The sequence below is a fragment of the Mycobacterium gallinarum genome, from assembly GCF_010726765.1.
Taxonomy (GTDB): domain Bacteria; phylum Actinomycetota; class Actinomycetes; order Mycobacteriales; family Mycobacteriaceae; genus Mycobacterium; species Mycobacterium gallinarum.
Genome location: NZ_AP022601.1, coordinates 1943495 through 1960392 on the forward strand (window position 1 = coordinate 1943495; position 16898 = coordinate 1960392).

16 protein-coding genes and 1 tRNA gene are annotated in these 16898 nt (G+C 65.0%); 6 read left to right on the forward strand and 11 right to left on the reverse strand.

What is annotated here, in order from left to right; genetic code table 11:
- The first annotated feature begins 84 nt into the window (after positions 1-84).
- The gene (locus G6N42_RS09655; protein ID WP_232076114.1) at positions 85-669 is read left to right on the forward strand and encodes a hypothetical protein; all 585 of its coding nucleotides are present in this window, start codon (positions 85-87) and stop codon (positions 667-669) included.
- Positions 670-672: 3 nt separating this feature from the next.
- Here the strand turns inward: G6N42_RS09655 and coaE are convergent, their stop codons facing one another.
- A complete protein-coding gene (coaE, locus tag G6N42_RS09660; RefSeq protein ID WP_163729033.1) occupies positions 673-1884 on the reverse strand; it encodes a dephospho-CoA kinase in 1212 nt (403 codons plus the stop codon).
- 101 nt (positions 1885-1985) lie between these two features.
- Positions 1986-3431, reverse strand: coding sequence for a 30S ribosomal protein S1 (gene rpsA / locus G6N42_RS09665; protein ID WP_163729037.1), 1446 nt, complete (start codon positions 3429-3431; stop codon positions 1986-1988).
- Positions 3432-3650: 219 nt separating this feature from the next.
- Between rpsA and G6N42_RS09670 the strand changes: the two genes are divergently transcribed.
- Complete coding sequence (locus G6N42_RS09670) at positions 3651-4820, forward strand: PrsW family intramembrane metalloprotease (protein WP_163729040.1); 1170 nt, start codon at positions 3651-3653, stop codon at positions 4818-4820.
- A 186-nt stretch (positions 4821-5006) separates the two neighbouring features.
- Here G6N42_RS09670 and polA read toward each other — a convergent pair whose 3' ends face one another.
- The 3 genes from polA to G6N42_RS09685 form a co-directional block, all read right to left on the reverse strand.
- A complete protein-coding gene (gene polA, locus G6N42_RS09675) occupies positions 5007-7667 on the reverse strand; it encodes a DNA polymerase I (RefSeq protein WP_163737254.1) in 2661 nt (886 codons plus the stop codon).
- Positions 7668-7761: 94 nt separating this feature from the next.
- On the reverse strand, positions 7762-8199 hold the full coding sequence (locus tag G6N42_RS09680; protein WP_163729043.1) for a hypothetical protein: 438 nt from the start codon (positions 8197-8199) through the stop codon (positions 7762-7764).
- Positions 8200-8214: 15 nt separating this feature from the next.
- The gene (locus G6N42_RS09685) at positions 8215-8592 is read right to left on the reverse strand and encodes a DUF6620 family protein (protein ID WP_163729047.1); all 378 of its coding nucleotides are present in this window, start codon (positions 8590-8592) and stop codon (positions 8215-8217) included.
- Positions 8593-8755: 163 nt separating this feature from the next.
- On the opposite strand from G6N42_RS09685, the gene G6N42_RS09690 reads away from it, so the two are divergent.
- Genes G6N42_RS09690 through G6N42_RS09700 form a run of 3 tightly spaced genes read left to right on the forward strand, consistent with a single transcriptional unit; the run spans position 8756 to position 10713 of the window.
- Entirely contained in the window at positions 8756-9190 is a 435-nt protein-coding gene (locus G6N42_RS09690; RefSeq protein ID WP_163729051.1) for a Zn-ribbon domain-containing OB-fold protein, read from the forward strand.
- Positions 9190-10389, forward strand: coding sequence for a lipid-transfer protein (locus tag G6N42_RS09695; RefSeq protein WP_163729054.1), 1200 nt, complete (start codon positions 9190-9192; stop codon positions 10387-10389). Before G6N42_RS09690 ends, G6N42_RS09695 begins: the two co-directional genes overlap by 1 nt.
- Positions 10390-10398: 9 nt before the next feature.
- A complete protein-coding gene (locus G6N42_RS09700; RefSeq protein WP_163729057.1) occupies positions 10399-10713 on the forward strand; it encodes a hypothetical protein in 315 nt (104 codons plus the stop codon).
- Positions 10714-10787: 74 nt separating this feature from the next.
- Here the strand turns inward: G6N42_RS09700 and G6N42_RS09705 are convergent, their stop codons facing one another.
- From G6N42_RS09705 to G6N42_RS09730, 6 genes are all read right to left on the reverse strand, one after another.
- Positions 10788-11531: an ABC transporter ATP-binding protein gene (locus G6N42_RS09705; protein ID WP_163729060.1), complete on the reverse strand. Its 744-nt coding sequence runs from the start codon at positions 11529-11531 to the stop codon at positions 10788-10790.
- On the reverse strand, positions 11515-12342 hold the full coding sequence (locus tag G6N42_RS09710; RefSeq protein ID WP_163729063.1) for an ABC transporter ATP-binding protein: 828 nt from the start codon (positions 12340-12342) through the stop codon (positions 11515-11517). Before G6N42_RS09710 ends, G6N42_RS09705 begins: the two co-directional genes overlap by 17 nt.
- Positions 12339-13538, reverse strand: a complete 1200-nt coding sequence (locus tag G6N42_RS09715) for a branched-chain amino acid ABC transporter permease (protein WP_163729068.1) — start codon at positions 13536-13538, stop codon at positions 12339-12341. Before G6N42_RS09715 ends, G6N42_RS09710 begins: the two co-directional genes overlap by 4 nt.
- Entirely contained in the window at positions 13535-14581 is a 1047-nt protein-coding gene (locus tag G6N42_RS09720; protein WP_163729071.1) for a branched-chain amino acid ABC transporter permease, read from the reverse strand. The genes G6N42_RS09715 and G6N42_RS09720 overlap by 4 nt, the downstream gene beginning before the upstream one ends.
- Positions 14582-14663: 82 nt before the next feature.
- Positions 14664-15881 (reverse strand): branched-chain amino acid ABC transporter substrate-binding protein, encoded by a 1218-nt coding sequence (locus G6N42_RS09725; protein ID WP_163729073.1) that lies wholly within the window; start codon positions 15879-15881, stop codon positions 14664-14666.
- 199 nt (positions 15882-16080) lie between these two features.
- Complete coding sequence (locus G6N42_RS09730; RefSeq protein WP_163729078.1) at positions 16081-16713, reverse strand: ANTAR domain-containing response regulator; 633 nt, start codon at positions 16711-16713, stop codon at positions 16081-16083.
- A gap of 88 nt (positions 16714-16801) precedes the next feature.
- Between G6N42_RS09730 and G6N42_RS09735 the strand changes: the two genes are divergently transcribed.
- Positions 16802-16878, forward strand: a tRNA-Leu gene (locus G6N42_RS09735).
- Positions 16879-16898: the final 20 nt, after the last annotated feature.

Here is a 16898-nt window from a genome sequence, read left to right on the forward strand (position 1 = left end):
TGATCGATTTCCGGTGTGATGACGACAACAGCGCAGGTCAACGTCATAGCTCTGACGAGCGAAGAGCCGGTAAAGTCGGCTGTCATGAGTTCTCCCAAGCGCCGATGGTCGGCACTCGCCGCTGTCGCCGCAGTCGGTATGGGGATGCTGGGTTCTCCCGCGACCGCGCTCGCCCAGCCCGGTACCGAGCCCGCCGAACCGCAGCCGGCGCCTGACGCGGCCGTCCCCGAGGTACTCCACAACGTGGTCTACCGTGCCCGAGCCGATGGCACGTCCCGCGACGCCGTGGTGGCGTACAAACAGGACGACGCGAACGTCAACAGCGCAACCCCGACGATGCTGCCCGGCCAGACCTTCGAGGTGAACACGGTCCTCGACGATCCCGCGAAGGCAGGCATGACGCTGTCCATCGGATGGCCGTATGGATCGAACCTGCACTGCGAGATCCTGGTCGACGACCAGATCGTCGCTCAGGCGGACCAGTTCATCGCACCGAGGTTCTTCCGCGTCAAGGACGATCCGCTGTACGGGACGCTGCAGTGCGGCGCCCCGTTGGATATCCCGGTCGTCGGCGTCCCCGACCCCGTCGATGCGCCCGTCGATCCAGCCGCCCTACCGGCCGATCCCAATGCCGCACCGCCGGCGGCGTCGCCTCCGCCTACCGCCTGACCGTCACGGGCGCCAGCCCGTGGTGTCCGCCCATTCCCAGGCCCGCCGGTAGGCGTCGAGAAACCACGGCTCCTTCGCGTCGGCGTACGCGCCGTTGTCGACGTGCGCCTGTCCCGCGACCTTCCGCTTGAGCGCGACGTAGTCGGCTTGGACGGAAGTGTTGTCCCGCAACCAGTCGACGAACAGCAGCGCGAACTGCTGACCTGGCCAACCGTCGACCCTGATGTGGACATTGGTCGGCCGGCCCGGATCGGCTGAGCAGTGAAGTCGCTTGTGCCACAACGATTCTTCGTTCGTGTGATCGAAAGACGCGACCGTACTGCGGGCGTCGGGCTTGCCGACGTCGGCGGTGATCGGACTGCGCACGTAGCCAGCGGTGGTCAACGCGTCGGCCAGTTCGTCGGCCTCCTCGAGCGAGGCGACCGTCACCTGCATGTCGATCACGTCCTTGGCGTCCACCCCGGGGACGGCCGTCGACCCGATGTGGTCGATGCGCACCGCCCGGTGCCCGCAGGCCGTGTTGAGCCGAGCTGCGATACGACGGCCCTGATCGGGCCACGACGGGTCGCTCGGCACGAGGACCGGTTCCGAGCGCGCGGGCCGGCCGTGTTCGAGGTTGTGGGCGAACGGCAGGATCCGCTCATGCCACAGCGCCCGCGCCTGCTCCACCAACTCCCCTGCGCTGCCGGAGTTGTCGAGCCACACATCGGCGACGGCGCGCCGCTGCTCCTCGGTGGCCTGTGCAGCGATGCGCGCGCGGGCGTCCTCCTCGGTGAAGCCGCGGTGCTCGATCAGGCGCTTGACCCTTGTTTCCACGTCCGCGTGCACGATCACCACCAACGGGAACATCGGCGCCATGCCGGACTCCACCAGCAGCGGAATGTCCTCCACGATCACGGCATCGTCGGCCGCAGCCGCGATCAACTCAGACCTGCGGTGGGCCACCAACGGATGCACGATCCCGTTCAGTGTCTGCCGCTTCTCGTCGTCGCTGAAGGCGATCGCCGCCAGGGCGGGCCGGTTCAACGAACCGTCCGCCTGCAGGATGTCCTTACCGAACGCGTCGACGAGCTTGCCCAGCCCCTCGGTCCCCGGTTCCACCACCTCGCGGGCGATCACGTCGCCGTCGACGACGATTCCGCCGAGCTCACTGAACGTCGAGGACACCGTCGACTTTCCGGCGCCGATACCGCCGGACAGGCCAATGCGCAGCACCGCCCCAGTCTGTCAGGCCCGAGAACAACGAACGCCCCGACTCCCGCCGCCGAAACAACGAACGCCCCGACTCTCGTCGGGGCGCTCGTTGTTACGAAGAATTACGCGTTGCCTGCGAGCTTCTCGCGCAGAGCCGCCAACTGGGCGTCACTGGCGAGTGAACCGCCGGCGGACTCCTCAGAGCGCGGCGACCCGTTGGACGACGACGCAGGCCTGGCTGCCTCTTCGGCTTCGGCCGCGGCGAACTTCTCCATCTGCGCGGTGTGCATCTTGTGGCGGCGCTCCGCCTCGGCGTAGCGCGACTCCCACTCTTCACGCTGCTTCTCGAAGCCCTCGAGCCATTCGTTGGTGTCGGCGTCGAAGCCCTCGGGGAAGATGTAGTTGCCCTGCTCGTCGTAGCTGTCGGCCATGCCGTACTTCGACGGGTCGAACTCCTCGGTGTAGTCCTCGTTGGCCTGCTTGAGGCTCAGCGAGATGCGGCGACGCTCCAGGTCGATGTCGATGACCTTGACCATTGCGTCGTCGCCGACCTGAACGACCTGATCGGGGACCTCGACGTGGCGCTCGGACAGCTCTGAGATGTGGACGAGCCCCTCGATGCCCTCCTCGACGCGGACGAACGCACCGAACGGCACCAGCTTGGTGACCTTGCCGGGCACGATCTGACCGATGGCGTGGGTGCGGGCGAAGTGCCGCCACGGATCTTCCTGAGTCGCCTTGAGCGACAACGAAACCCGCTCGCGATCCATGTCGACGTCGAGCACCTCGACGGTGACCTCGTCGCCGACCTGCACGACCTCGGACGGATGGTCGATGTGCTTCCAGGACAGCTCGGAAACGTGCACCAGGCCGTCGACGCCGCCGAGATCGACGAAGGCGCCGAAGTTGACGATCGAGGACACGACACCCTTGCGAATGGCGCCCTTCTGCAGCTGGTTGAGGAACTCGCTGCGCACCTCGGACTGGGTCTGCTCCAGCCAGGCGCGGCGGCTCAGCACCACGTTGTTGCGGTTCTTGTCGAGCTCGATGATCTTGGCCTCGATCTCCTTACCGATGTACGGCTGCAGATCGCGGACACGACGCATCTCGACCAGCGACGCGGGCAGGAAGCCGCGCAGGCCGATGTCGAGGATGAGGCCGCCCTTGACGACCTCGATGACGGTGCCCTTGACGGCCTCGTCCTTTTCCTTGAGCTCTTCGATGGTGCCCCAGGCGCGCTCGTACTGAGCGCGCTTCTTGGACAGGATCAGGCGGCCTTCCTTGTCCTCTTTGGTGAGGACCAGGGCTTCAACCTCATCGCCGACGGAAACAACCTCGTTGGGGTCGACGTCGTGCTTGATGGAGAGCTCACGGGAAGGGATGACGCCTTCGGTCTTGTAACCGATGTCGAGCAGGACTTCGTCACGGTCAACCTTGACGATGGTTCCCTCGACGATGTCGCCATCGTTGAAGTATTTGATGGTTTTGTCGATGGCGGCGAGAAAGTCCTCGGCCGAGCCGATGTCGTTGACGGCTACTTGCGGCGAGGTGACGGAGGGACTTGGCATGTGGTGGGTTGCTCCGGACAGGTTTGGTCGTAGGGACTTGGGACAGTGATTGCTATTGGGTGTTACCCGCCATCCAGGAACTCAAGCCGAACGCACGCCGGACCGAGCCCAATCGAAACCACAGACAGGTACCCGTAGAGGTTACTCGACTGGGTACATGCTGGACAAACCCGGTCCAGGAAGCCCGCAAACGATCTCATCCTTGATTACCCTGCCTACGTGGCATATGCCGGTGCTCCCCAGCAGTCATGGCCGACGCGACCGCCGTTCGAGCGGAAGATCCGGCAAGTCGGAGCACCGTTGGGCGTGCTCATCCTGCTCGGCATCCTCGCCGGGCTGATCGTCATCGGTCTGACCGCGCTGAACCCGGTCGGCGCATCGATCGGCTTCGTGCTGTCCGGGGTGGCGATCGGCGTGGTCGTCTTCGCCTACATCTGGCTCGATCGGTGGGAACCGGAACCGCCCCGACTGTTGATTTTCGCGTTTCTGTGGGGTGCGTCGGTCGCCGTGATCCTGTCGGTGATCATCGGTCTCTTCCTGGACGCACTGATCTCACAGGGCGGGTCCGAGGACAGCAGCTGGGTGTCCATCGCGATTGGCGCACCGGTCATCGAAGAAGCGGCCAAAGGCGCATTTCTGCTGCTCATGATGACGGGGCGACGACGCAATGAACTCAATTCCCTGACCGACTGCCTGGTGTACGCGGGCCTCGTCGGCGCCGGTTTCGCCTGGCTGGAGGACATCCTGTACATCGCGGGCGGCGAGACTCTGGGCGACTCGCTGCTGACGGCGGGGGTCCGCCTGGTCATGGGGCCGTTCGCACATTCGCTGTTCACCACCATGTTTGCGCTCGGGGTGTGGTTCGCCCTGCATAACCGCAACCCTGTCGCGAAGTCGTTCTACATCCTGCTCGGGTACGCCGGGGCGGTGATCATGCACGGTCTGTGGAACGGGTCGTCGGTGATCGGACCGGAGACCTATCTGGCGGTCTATGTGTTCTGGATGGTGCCGGTCTTCGTGTTCGCGATCGTGCTGGGGGTGCGCAGCCGCAAGAAGGAGCAGCGGGTCGTCGCCGAGAAACTGCCGGGCATGGTGGCCGCCCAGCTCGTCACGCCGAGCGAGGCGACATGGCTGAACTCGATCAAGAACCGCAAGTTGGCGATCGCCCACGCACGCCGTTCCGGAGGTAAGCCAGCCGGAAAAGCGGTCAAGGCTTTCGCGGCCCAGGTCGTGGAACTGGCGTTTGTGCGCGACCGCATCGACCGCGGATTCGGCGACGCGCGGGTGTACGCGATGCAGACCGAGGAGGCCAACGCGGTGCACGTCGCGCGGATGCAGACGCCCGCCCTGGCGGGACTCGCCGGGTTTCACGCTCCGCCGGTGCGCTAAACCGCTTGCCACCCCGGCGCGAGGCAGGGACCTCATCGCTTTCGACGAAATGCTGACGCCTACTCGCACTTTCGCTGCATTTCGTGGATAGCGATGATTTGTCGATGGATCGGGCTCGATGCCCCGCGGCAGCGTCGAGTTGCGTGGTGTGCGAGGACAGTGGCAGCGGCCCGCGGGTGACGCCCCCTAGTGGGCCGCGGCGTCCCAGCTTCGGCCGTAGCCGACGGAGACCTCCAGCGGAACGTCGAGCGGGTAGGCGTTGCCCATCTGCTCGCGGACCAGCTTCTCAACCGCATCGCGTTCACCGTCGGCTATCTCGAACAGCAGCTCGTCGTGGACCTGTAGCAGCATGCGCGACTTCAGCTCGGCGTCCTTGAGGGCGGTGTCGACGTTGATCATCGCGACCTTGATGATGTCGGCGGCGCTGCCCTGGATCGGCGCGTTGAGCGCGGCGCGTTCGGCGGCCTCGCGCACGTTGCGGTTGCTGCTGTCCAGCTCCGGCAAGTAGCGGCGACGCCCGAACACCGTCGACGTGTAGCCGTCCTTGCGTGCCTGATCGACAACGTCGCGCAGGTAATCGCGGATGCCTCCGAACCGGTCGAAGTACTGCTCCATCTGCTCTTTGGCTTCCTCGGTGCTGATCTTCAGCTGCGCGGCCAGGCCGTATGCGCTCAGCCCGTAGGCGAGCCCGTACGACATCGCCTTCACCCGGCGCCGCAGCTCCGCGGTGACCTCGTCGATGGGCACGCCGAACGCCCGTGATGCGACGAACGAATGCAAGTCCTCGCCGGTGTTGAACGCCTCGATCAGACCCTCGTCCTTGGAAAGATGCGCCATGATCCGCATCTCGATCTGGCTGTAATCGGCCGTCATGAGCTCGGCGTAACCCTTGCCGACGACGAAGGCATCCCGGATTCGACGGCCCGCTTCGGTACGGATCGGAATGTTCTGCAGGTTCGGCTCGGTCGACGAAAGCCTGCCCGTGGCGGCGATCGTCTGGTTAAACGTCGTGTGGATGCGACCATCCGAGGCGACCGCATTGAGCAACCCGTCGACGGTGACCTTGAGTCGGGTTGCGTCGCGGTGCGCCAGCAGATGCTGCAGGAACGGATGCCCGGTTTTGTCAAAAAGACTCTGCAGCGCATCCGCGTCGGTGGTGTAGCCGGTCTTGGTCCGTTTGGTCTTCGGCATCTCCAACTCGTCGAACAGCACGACCTGTAGCTGTTTCGGTGAGCCGAGATTGATCTGTTTGCCGATCACCGCGTACGCCGCTTCGGCGGCGTCGCGGATCTGATCAGCGAACTCGCTCTGCAGTTCCGCAAGTTGCTTCAGATCCACGGCGATGCCCGCGGACTCCATCTCGGCGAGCGCACGCTGCACCGGCAGTTCCATGTTGCCCAGCAGCGCCGACGAGTCGATGCGCGCCAGTTCCTCGTCCAGGGCGTCGGCGAGGTCCATCACCGCGCTCGCGCGCAGGATCACCGTCTGGACGGCCTGCTCGTCAACGCCGTCGGTGTCATCGAGCAGGGAAAGCTGTTGCTGCTCAGGGTTATCCGCACGGAGCTCACGTTTCAGGTACCGCAGCGACAGGTCGTCGAGCGCGAAACTGCGTTGCCCCGGGCGCACCAGATAGGCGGCGAGCGCGGTGTCGGACGTGACGCCGGCGAGCTTCCAGCCGCGACCCTCGAGGTCGTGCATCGCCAGCTTGGCCTCATGCAGTGCCTTCGGCTGGCTCGGATCGGCCAGCCACGACGCGAGCGCGGCCTCGTCGTCGGACTGCAGCGTCGCGGTGTCGAGGTAGCGACCGTCACCGTCGGCCGCGACGATCGCCAACGCGGTGGCGTCGGCGTCGAATGCCAAATGCGTACCGACAACGGCCATCCCGAACCGCTTGCCGGATCCGTGTTCGGCCAGCCAGGCCGCCAACTCGCCGGACTCGAGCGCGCCGCCGCGTACGTCGAAGCCCTGATCGACTTCGGGGTCCGCAGAGGCCAGCGTGTCGAACAGCCTGTCGCGCAGTACCCGGAATTCGAGATCGTCGAACAGGCGGTGGATCTGGTCACGATCCCACGGCTGCATCCGTAACGTGTCGGGCGTCTGGGCCAGCGGAACGTCCTTGACCAGGTCGGTGAGTTCACGGTTGAGCACGACGGACGACAGATTCGCCCGCAGCGCATCACCGACCTTGCCCTTGACGGTGTCCACCCGGTCGACCAGCGTCTGCAGCGACCCGTATTCGGCGATCCACTTCGTGGCGGTCTTCTCCCCCACACCCGGGATGCCGGGCAGGTTGTCGCTCGGGTCGCCGCGCAGGGCCGCGAAGTCGGGATACTGCTGCGGGGTGAGCCCATACTTCTCCAGCACGGCGTCCGGGGTGAACCGAGTCAGCTCGCTGACGCCTTTGCGCGGGTACAGCACCGTCACGTCGTCGCTGACCAGCTGCAGCGAGTCACGGTCACCCGTCACCACCAGCACCCGGTAGCCCTCGTTTTCGGCCTGGGTCGCCAGCGTGGCGATCACGTCGTCGGCCTCGAAGCCTGGCTCGGCCAGCACCGTGATGCCGAGCGCGCCGAGCACCTCCTTGGTGATGTCGATCTGACCGCGGAACTCATCGGGGGTGGCCGACCGGCCCGCCTTGTACTCCGGGTACTTCTCCAGGCGGAACGTCTGCCGCGACACGTCGAACGCTGCAGCGATGTGGGAGGGCTGCTCGTCGCGCAGCAGGTTGATCAGCATCGCGGTGAAGCCGTACACCGCGTTGGTGGTCAGGCCGCCCTGGGTCTTGAAGTTCTCGGCGGGCAGCGCATAAAAGGCCCGGAACGCCAACGAATTGCCGTCCAGCAACATCAATGTCGACTTTTCGGTGGCCTTCTCGGTCGTTGCGCTCGCGGTCACCGCCCTACTCTATGCACGGCCGCCGACACGCTGTAGCCGCCGAGGACTAAATCCGGCCGGTGCGAATCCAGTCGATCGCCATATCCGTCGGATTATTCGGGTCGACGAACACCGCAAGCGTCATGCCCGGCTGCGCACGGGCGACGTGCATCTGCGCGACGACCTCGTCGAAGACCGCGCCGTACGGCGCGGTTCCGTCGTCGCGCATCACCTGCCCCTGGATGCGCAGGACCGGTGACATGTTCATGTAGGACCCGACCTCCCAGACGCCTTCGACGGTGACGGTGGCGGGCACGCCGCCACCGTTCGTCAACTGCGAATGGCGCATCATCTTCATGCCGATCTCGGTGGCATCGGCGGCCTCGTGAATGCGGTTGGGGATGTCCCCGATCTGGCCGAAGAACGACGACGGACGGCCCTGCGACTCCAGGTACTGCTTGTTGGCGCCGTACATCCGCGCCCAGTCCTTGAACGGGTTGGGCATGTTGACCGACCCCGATCAGTAGCCGAGGAACTTGCGGAACTGCTGGCCGACGGCCATCGACTGGCCCATCCGCTGCACCCAGCCGTCGAGTGCGGCCTTCGTGTCCGCGGGATCCCAGCCGCGCTCCTGGGCGAGGGTGATCATGCCGGCCTCGTCGTTGATGCCCCGGGCCTGCGCGTCGCGAGCCAGCTCGGCGTAGTCCTGCAGCGAGATGCCGTTGATGGGCTGCCAGATCGGGTCGTCGGTCGACACCGAGCGGGTCGACGGGCCGCCCATGATGGCCGGATCGATGGGTCCAGCGCCCCGGACGTGCACCTGCCCGTCACCCTGCGGCTGCGCGAATGCCTGACTGGCCTGCTGCGCGGCCTGCTTCGCCTTGTCGAAGAATCCCATTGGTGGTCTCCAATCTCGTGGGCGCGCCTCGTTGGCGACGCCGGTGCACTCAGTACAGATGGTCGCCGCGGCTACCGATCCCAATTACGCAGATCCTGCTGCAGGCCCGGGGCCAAACTGGAACACGTTTCAGTTCCAGGGCCCGGTTCGTTAGGCTGACCGCGTGTCAGCATCTACTCAGCCCGCGGTCGACGGGTGGTTCGCCACCGACGAATCGGGCGCCGCGTATCTGATCGGCAGCAAGTGCCATCGGTGCGGGACGTTCGTGTTCCCCCCGCGTGCCAACAACTGCCCCAATCCGGCCTGTGACGGCGACGAGTTGGCCCAGGTCCCGCTGTCCCGACGGGGGACGCTTTGGAGCTACACCGAAAACCGTTATGCCCCACCGCCTCCGTATCCGTCGCCGGATCCGTTCGAGCCGTTCGCCGTGGCCGCCGTTCAGCTGGCCGACGAGGGCATCATCGTGTTGGGCAAGGTCGTCGAGGGGACACTCGCGGCTGACTTGAAGGTCGGCATCGAGATGGAACTGACCACCATGCCGCTATTTGTCGACGACGACGGCATCGAGCGCGTCGTACACGCCTGGAGGATCGCGTGATGAGTCCAGAACCGGTGTACATCCTGGGTGCGGGTATGCACCCGTGGGGCAAGTGGGGCCGTGACTTCACCGAGTACGGCGTCGTCGCGGCCCGGGCCGCGCTCGCGGAGGCCGGCCTGGATTGGCGCCAGATCCAGCTCGTCGCAGGTGCCGACACGATCCGCAACGGATATCCGGGATTCGTCGCAGGTGCGACGTTCGCGCAGAAGCTGGGCTGGAACGGCGTCCCCGTCACCTCCAGCTACGCGGCGTGCGCGAGTGGCTCGCAGGCGTTGCAGAGCGCACGGGCTCAGATCATCGCGGGCTTCTGCGATGTCGCCTTGGTGATCGGTGCGGATACGACCCCCAAAGGCTTCTTCGCCCCGGTCGGCGGCGAACGCAAGAACGATCCCGACTGGCAGCGTTTCCATTTGATCGGTGCGACCAACACCGTGTACTTCGCGCTGCTGGCGCGCCGTCGCATGGACCTCTACGGCGCGACGCTCGAGGACTTCGCCCAGGTGAAGGTCAAGAACGCCAAGCACGGGCTGGACAATCCGAACGCGCGGTACCGCAAGGAAAGCTCGGTCGACGACGTGCTGGCAAGCCCGGTGGTCTCCGATCCGCTTCGCCTGCTTGATATTTGCGCCACTTCCGACGGAGCGGCCGCGTTGATAGTGGCCAGCAAGTCGTTCGCCGAGAAGCATCTCGGGTCGCTCGAGGGTGTGCCTTCGGTGCGTGCGGTGAGTCTCCAGACGCCGCAGTACCCGCAGCACCTGCCCGAATTGCCGGACATCGCAACGGATTCCACCGCGGCGGTGCCCGCGCCCGATCGGGTCTTCAAGGATCAGATTCTCGACGCCGCTTATGCCGAGGCAGGCATCGGGCCCGAAGACCTGAGTCTTGCCGAGGTGTACGACCTGTCCACCGCACTGGAATTGGACTGGTACGAGCATCTGGGCCTGTGCCCCAAGGGCGAGGCCGAGAAGCTGCTGCGCAGTGGTGCGACGACCATCGGCGGCAAGATCCCGGTCAACGCTTCGGGTGGACTGGCCTGCTTCGGCGAGGCCATTCCCGCCCAGGCGATCGCGCAGGTCTGCGAGCTCACCTGGCAGCTCAAGGGACAGGCCACCGGCCGTCAGGTCGAAGGCGCCAAGGTCGGTGTCACCGCCAACCAGGGATTGTTCGGGCACGGCTCGTCAGTGGTCGTCGCGCGCTAGATTCGGGCGATGACCGAAACGGACGACTGGGCGCCGGATGCGTGCACACTGCCGACGTCCGAACGCCCCTTGCGAGTCGCCGAATTCGACGACCTGTTCAGGTTGGTACTGCGATCGAAGCGAGTGCACCTGACACGCCTGGATCTCTGCCTGCCCGCCGATGTCGAGTCCGCCGCGCGCGATCTGGCGCAGCGTGAGAGTGAATGCTGCTCGTTCTTCACGTTCGATTTCGACCTGACCCGCGACGAACTCGTAATGCGCATCGAGGTGCCGACTTCGCAGGCCGACGTCCTCGATGCCCTACAGGTGCGCACCACGCGTTGAGCGCGAGCGACCGCAAAGTGCACACCCTCGGCGGCGTGGCGGTGTACAGACACGGTCGCTCGCGGGGAACCGAGCTAGGCGACGCCGAGGTAGGCGGCGCGAATGCTGTCGTCCGCCAACAGTTCCCGTGCCACACCGCTGCGGGTCACCTCGCCGGTCTCCAAAATGTAGGCGCGGTCGGATCGGCTCAGCGCCTGCTGGGCGTTCTGTTCCACCAGCAGCACCGTGGTACCGCTGGCGTTGATTTCGGCGATGATCTTGAAGATCTGCGATATCACCATCGGCGCCAAGCCCATAGACGGCTCGTCGAGTAGCAGCACTCGCGGCCGGGCCATCAGCGCACGGCCGATCGCGAGCATCTGCTGTTCGCCACCCGAGAGTGTTCCGCCGACCTGGCTTCGCCGTTCCGCCAGCCGAGGGAACGTCTCCAAAATCCAGTCAAGCCGTTCCCGATGCTCGGCCTTGGACGCGAACTTTCTCCCGTAGCAACCCATTTCAAGGTTCTCGATCACCGTCATACCCGGAAACACTCCGCGGCCCTCCGGTGCCTGCACCAAACCTCGAACTGCCCGGTGATGGGCTTTGACCTTGGAGATGTCGGCACCTTCGAACCACACCGACCCCGACGTCAACGGCAGCAGGCCGGAGATCGCGCGCATCGTCGTCGTCTTGCCCGCTCCGTTGGAGCCGAGCAGGGTCACCAATTCGCCCTCCCGGACCTGCAGCGAAATGCCGTGCAGCGCACGGATCCGGCCATATTGCACGACCAGGTCGCGCACCTCGAGCAAGATCGGCCTGTCGTCATTCGATGTCGTCATCTGGCACTCCCAAATACGCCGCGATGACCTTGGGGTCCTCGCGGATCTCGGCCGGCAGGCCGTCGGCGATCTTGCGGCCGAACTCCAGTACGACGATGCGGTCGGTCACCCCCATGACCAGCCGCATGTCGTGCTCGATGAGCAGCACGGTGTAGCCGTCGTCTCGGATCTTCTGAATCAGCTCGATCAGCGCGGCCTTCTCGCGGGGATTGAATCCCGCGGCAGGCTCGTCGAGGCACAGCAGCTTCGGTTCGGTGGCCAGCGCGCGGGCGATCTCCAACCGTCGTTGATCGCCGTAGGGCAGGTTCTTCGCCTTCTCCTCGCCGCGATGAGCGATCCCGACGAAATGCAGCAGGGCCGCCGAACGCTCGATCGCCGAGTGCTCCTCCCGGCGATGGCGCGGAGTACGCACGAGCGCACCCGGCACCGACGTGAAGTGTCGTGCGTCGGTGCCGACCATGACGTTCTCCAGCGCGGTCATCTCGCCCCACAGTCGGATGTTCTGGAACGTACGAGCGATACCGCGACGGGTGATCTGGTGGCGTTTGATGCGGCCCAACGGGGCGCCGTCGAACGTCACCGTGCCGGACGTAGGCCGGTACACCCCGGTGATGGCGTTGAAGCACGTTGTCTTGCCCGCGCCGTTCGGACCGATCATTCCGAGGATCTCACCGCGCCGAATATCGAAGGTAACCGAATCCAGCGCGGTCAGACCGCCGAACTTGACCGTCAAATCCTCTGTCTGCAGCAGTGTTTCGCCCTCGGCCGCCTCGATCTCACGGTGGACGCCTGCCAGTTCCTCGATACTCATTTCGCCGACTCCTTCTCGGGCGACCGCAGGAAATCGCGCGCGGCCTTGCCGTAGGCGAGTAGTTGCTGACGCGCCGGGAACAGACCCTGGGGCCGGAAGATCATCAGCGCGACGAGCGCCATCCCGAAGAACAGGTATTTGAGGTCACCGAGATTGATCCCGAGGAATTCCACGCCCAGTAGGCGGTTCGGCAGATAGACGATGATGAACGCGCCGAACACCACGCCGAGTTTGTTGCCCTGCCCGCCGAGCACCACCGCACACAGAAACAGCATCGAGTTGATGATGTTGAACGTCGGCGGTGCAACGTACTGCACTTGGCCGGCGTAGAGCGCTCCGGACAGCCCGCCGATGGCTGCGCCGATCACGAACGCCCACAATTTGAACTTGAACGTGTTGACACCCATGACTTCCGCGGCGTCTTCGTCTTCGCGGATGGCCACCCAGGCCCGTCCGACTCGGCTGCGCTCCAGGTTGCCCACGAGCAGAAGAATGATGACGATCATCACGATGCCCAGCCAGAACCACCAGGTGCCGTAATTCGCGTCGCCCATCGAGTTTCCGCTGGAGAAGACTCCGTCGGGCAACTGCTCGGTTTGGCCCACCCGCGGATAGGCGACCTCGTTGAGACCGCGGGGCCCGTTGGTGACGTCGGCGAGGTTGTCGGCGAGCAGCCGGATGATCTCGCCGAACCCGAGCGTGACGATGGCCAGGTAGTCGCCGCGGAGCCGCAGCGTCGGCGAGCCGAGGATCAGTCCGCTCAACGCGGTGATGGCCATCGCCAACGGCACACACGCGAGCCACGCCCAACTCTCGTCGAACCATCCGTCCGGACCGGTGCGGTTCCATGGGCTGTTCGGACTGGTCAGCAGCGCGACGGTGTAGGCGCCGACAGCGTAGAAGCCGACGTATCCGAGGTCGAGCAGACCGGTTTGGCCCACCACGACGTTGAGGCCGATCGCGATGATTGCCACCATCGCGAACTGCGCCATCGTGCCGCCGAAGCTGATGTTCGGCGTGTTCAGAAACGGCGGCGGGAACAGCGGCAGCAACGCCAGCAGTCCGAAGCCGATGACGCCGAAACCCCACTTCTGTACGCGGGACAGCCGATCCCACCACTGACGCAGCCCGTCGCCGGGTGCCAGCAACCTGTCGGACCAGGATGATCCCGGCTTCGGTTTCTCGTTGGCGCTCATGCTCGTGCCTTCCCAAGGCTTTCACCGAGTATTCCGGTCGGCCGAATCAGCAGCACCAGAACGAGCAGGACGAACGCCACCACGTCGCGCCACTGGGTACCGAACACCGCCTGCCCGTAGTTCTCCATGATCCCGAGCAGCAGTCCACCCAATAGCGCGCCGCGCAGGTTGCCGATACCGCCGAGGACGGCGGCGGAGAATGCCTTGATGCCGAGCAGGAATCCGCCGGAGTAGATGATCCCCTGCGGCACCTTCAGCGTGTACAGCAGCGCGGCCGCACCGGCGAGCAGACCACCGAGCAGGAACGTCGTCATGATGATGCGTTCGCGGGAGACGCCCATCAGGGTCGCCGTGGTGGGGTCCTGGGCGACGGCGCGGATGCCCCGGCCGAACTTCGTTCGATTGATCGCCATATCGGTCAGCAGGGCGAAGATCAGCGCGGAGGCGACGATCACCAACGTGACGTTGGAGACCGTCGCACCGAAGATGGTGAACTGCGTCTTGGGCTGCATCAAGATGATCGGCTGCTGAGCGTTGCTACCGCCGTAACCCGGGAGCAGCTTGGGCAGCACGAAGTGCACGAACTCCTGCAGCACGAACGACATACCGATCGCCGTGATCAAAAACGTCAAGGATCGCGCCCCACGTTTTCGCAGCGGCCGGTACGCGATGAACTCCAGGCCGACCGCCGCCGAGCCCGACACCAGCATCGCGAAAAGCATTGCGACGCCGAGGTACAGCACCGTGAGCGCTACGCCTTTCTCGTAGTCGTTACCGCTCGGGGTGAAACCCAGGATGATGTCGAGGCAGAAATAGGCGCCGAACATGCCGAGCATGAAGATCTCGGAATGCGCGAAGTTGATCAGACGGAGCACTCCGAACACCAGCGTGTAGCCGACAGCCACCAGCGCGTAGATCGCGCCCCAGGACAGGCCGTCGATCGTCAACTGCCAGAAGCCATTTCGCAGGCCGTCGAGGTTGAAGTTGATGTTCGCGGCCAGACAGGCGTACTGGGCTCCGTGGTCCACGCACTGGGAAATCACCGGCGGCGGCTCCTTGCAAATTCACTGTGCGAACGAGAACGCGCCCGAGCCCTTTGGTCTCGGACGCGTCTCGAGCAGCTTCCTACTGAACTTTGTAGATCCAGATCAATGTCGTGGTCAGCTCGCCCGTCGGGGTCCACTGGTACTTGCGACCGACGCCCTGGCCGTCGTACGTACGCACGAACTCCAGCAGGTCTGGCCGCGTGATCTTGCCGGAGTCGATGCCCTTCAGCAGGATCGCGCCCAGATCGTAACCCTCGACGCTGTAGGTCCCCGGCTCCTGGTTGAAGGCCTTCTTGTAATCCTCCGCGAAGGTGCCGGTGGCGGGGCCGCAGGGGCAGGCCAAAACCGCATCCTTGGACGCCTCACCCGCCTGCTTGACGAACTCGGGATCCTTGGTGCCGTCGGCGCTGACGAAGGTGCCCTCGAAGCCGCCGTCCTTGAGCTGCTGGACGAACGGAGCCGCCTCGGCGTAGTACCCGGCGAAGAACACCGAGTCTGGGCTGGCGCCCTTCACCTGAGTCACCGCGGCGGAGAAGTCCTTGTCGCCCTTCTTCACCGAGATGTTGCACGCCGAATCGGCAATCGGGCCCAACGTTTCCCGGACCGCCTGGGCCAGGCCCAGACCGTAGTCAGTGCTGTCGTCGACCACGCACACCTTCTTGTGGCCCAGTGTGTTCTTCAAATAGTTGGCGACCGACGGCCCCTGCACGCCATCGTTGGCCAGGCCGCGGAAGAAGGTCTTCCATCCCTTCTCCGAGAGCGTGACGTTGGTGGCCGACGCCGTGGCGGCAACCAGGCCGGCCTGGTTGAACACGTCGCCGGTGGCGTTGGTCTCGCCGGAGAAGGCCGGTCCGATCAGGCCGATGGTGAAGGCGTCGTTGATGATCTGCGGTGCGACCTGGGTGGCCTTCTGCGGATCGCCTTCGGTGTCGAATGTCTTCAACTGCACCTGGCAGCCCTTGTTGGCGGCGTTGTGCTGGTCGACGGCGAGCTGGATGCCGTTCTTGATATTGATGCCCAGCGCGGCATCCGGCCCGTTCAGCGCGCCCGCCATGGCCAGGGACACGGGCGGGCACTGTGCGTTGCCGTCACCGGCGGGATCAAGCGGCGTCACACCTTCGGGTGGCTTGACCTCAGTGCCGTTTTCGTCGATCTGGACCTGTTCGACGATCTTCAGGTCACTGGGTGCCGCGCCGTCCTCGCTCGGCTCGGATTGTTGTTGGCAGCCGGCTATGCCGAGCACAACCAAACTTGCGCTACCGATAGCAAATGCTTTCCGTGCCACGCGACCGCGCACGCTTCACCTCCGGGTTAATGTTTTCGTCGGCATCATCGGCCCTGCCCAGGTCGGCGGGGGCGGCGATGCTTCGGGACGACCATAGCCAACACATGGCGGCAGTGCGTGATGTTGACGAAGGGACCGTGTCGATCTGGTGGGCAATCGGGCCAAACCGCGGCGTCGGAAACGAACAATTAACGGTTGGCCGGGGTAATCGCTAGGTCGACGGGGACGCGTCGGTGGGCGTGTCGAGGGTCTCCAGTACGACCTCAGCTACGCGCTTCATGGTGGTACGGCGATCCATCGCCGCGCGCTGAATCCACTTGAACGCCTCAGGCTCGGTCATCCCCTGGTTGGCTTGCAGCAAACCCTTCGCGCGCTCGACCAGTTTTCGGGTCTCCAACCGATCCGACAGCTCGGCGACTTCACGCTCCAGTGCGGCGATTTCACTGAACCGACTCACCGCCACCTCGATGGCCGGAATGAGGTCGTTGATGTTGAAGGGCTTGACCAGATATGCCATGGCGCCGGCGTCGCGGGCCCGCTCGACGAGCTCGCGCTGACTGAACGCGGTGAGAATGACGATCGGAGCGATCCGCTTACCCGCGATCTCCGATGCGGCATCGATACCGTCGCGACGAGGCATCTTCACGTCCATGATCACCAGGTCGGGCTTCAGGCTCTCGGCCAGGTCGACGGCCTCCTGCCCGTCGCCGGCCTCACCGACGATTTCGTAACCCTCTTCGCGCAGCATCTCGGCCAGGTCCATCCGGATGAGCGCTTCGTCTTCGGCGACGAGAACGCGTCGTGGTTTCTCGTTGCCGGCCGGTGACTCAGGAGGAACTGCCATGGAAGACATTGTGGCGGTAGCGGCCGCGATCAGCGACCTCGGGGGCATCCTCTATGGTGGAAGGCCGCTGCGTTGCCGACGCGCGAACGCCCTCGTATCCCAATTGGCAGAGGAAACGGATTCAAAACCCGTCCAGTGTGAGTTCGAGTCTCACCGAGGGCACCAGAAATACCAGGTAACGGCCA

Bases quoted from the DNA above. Each gene is read 5' to 3' on its own strand.
- G6N42_RS09655 (WP_232076114.1), top strand. From the start codon at position 85: ATGAGTTCTCCCAAGCGCCGATGGTCGGCACTCGCCGCTGTCGCCGCA.
- rpsA (WP_163729037.1), bottom strand. From the start codon at position 3,431: ATGCCAAGTCCCTCCGTCACCTCGCCGCAAGTAGCCGTCAACGACATC.
- polA (WP_163737254.1), bottom strand. From the start codon at position 7,667: ATGTTGCTGGACGGCAATTCGTTGGCGTTCCGGGCCTTTTATGCGCTG.
- G6N42_RS09680 (WP_163729043.1), bottom strand. From the start codon at position 8,199: ATGCCCAACCCGTTCAAGGACTGGGCGCGGATGTACGGCGCCAACAAG.
- G6N42_RS09685 (WP_163729047.1), bottom strand. From the start codon at position 8,592: ATGGGATTCTTCGACAAGGCGAAGCAGGCCGCGCAGCAGGCCAGTCAG.
- G6N42_RS09695 (WP_163729054.1), top strand. From the start codon at position 9,190: ATGAGTCCAGAACCGGTGTACATCCTGGGTGCGGGTATGCACCCGTGG.
- G6N42_RS09700 (WP_163729057.1), top strand. From the start codon at position 10,399: ATGACCGAAACGGACGACTGGGCGCCGGATGCGTGCACACTGCCGACG.
- G6N42_RS09705 (WP_163729060.1), bottom strand. From the start codon at position 11,531: ATGACGACATCGAATGACGACAGGCCGATCTTGCTCGAGGTGCGCGAC.
- G6N42_RS09710 (WP_163729063.1), bottom strand. From the start codon at position 12,342: ATGAGTATCGAGGAACTGGCAGGCGTCCACCGTGAGATCGAGGCGGCC.
- G6N42_RS09715 (WP_163729068.1), bottom strand. From the start codon at position 13,538: ATGAGCGCCAACGAGAAACCGAAGCCGGGATCATCCTGGTCCGACAGG.
- G6N42_RS09730 (WP_163729078.1), bottom strand. From the start codon at position 16,713: ATGGCAGTTCCTCCTGAGTCACCGGCCGGCAACGAGAAACCACGACGC.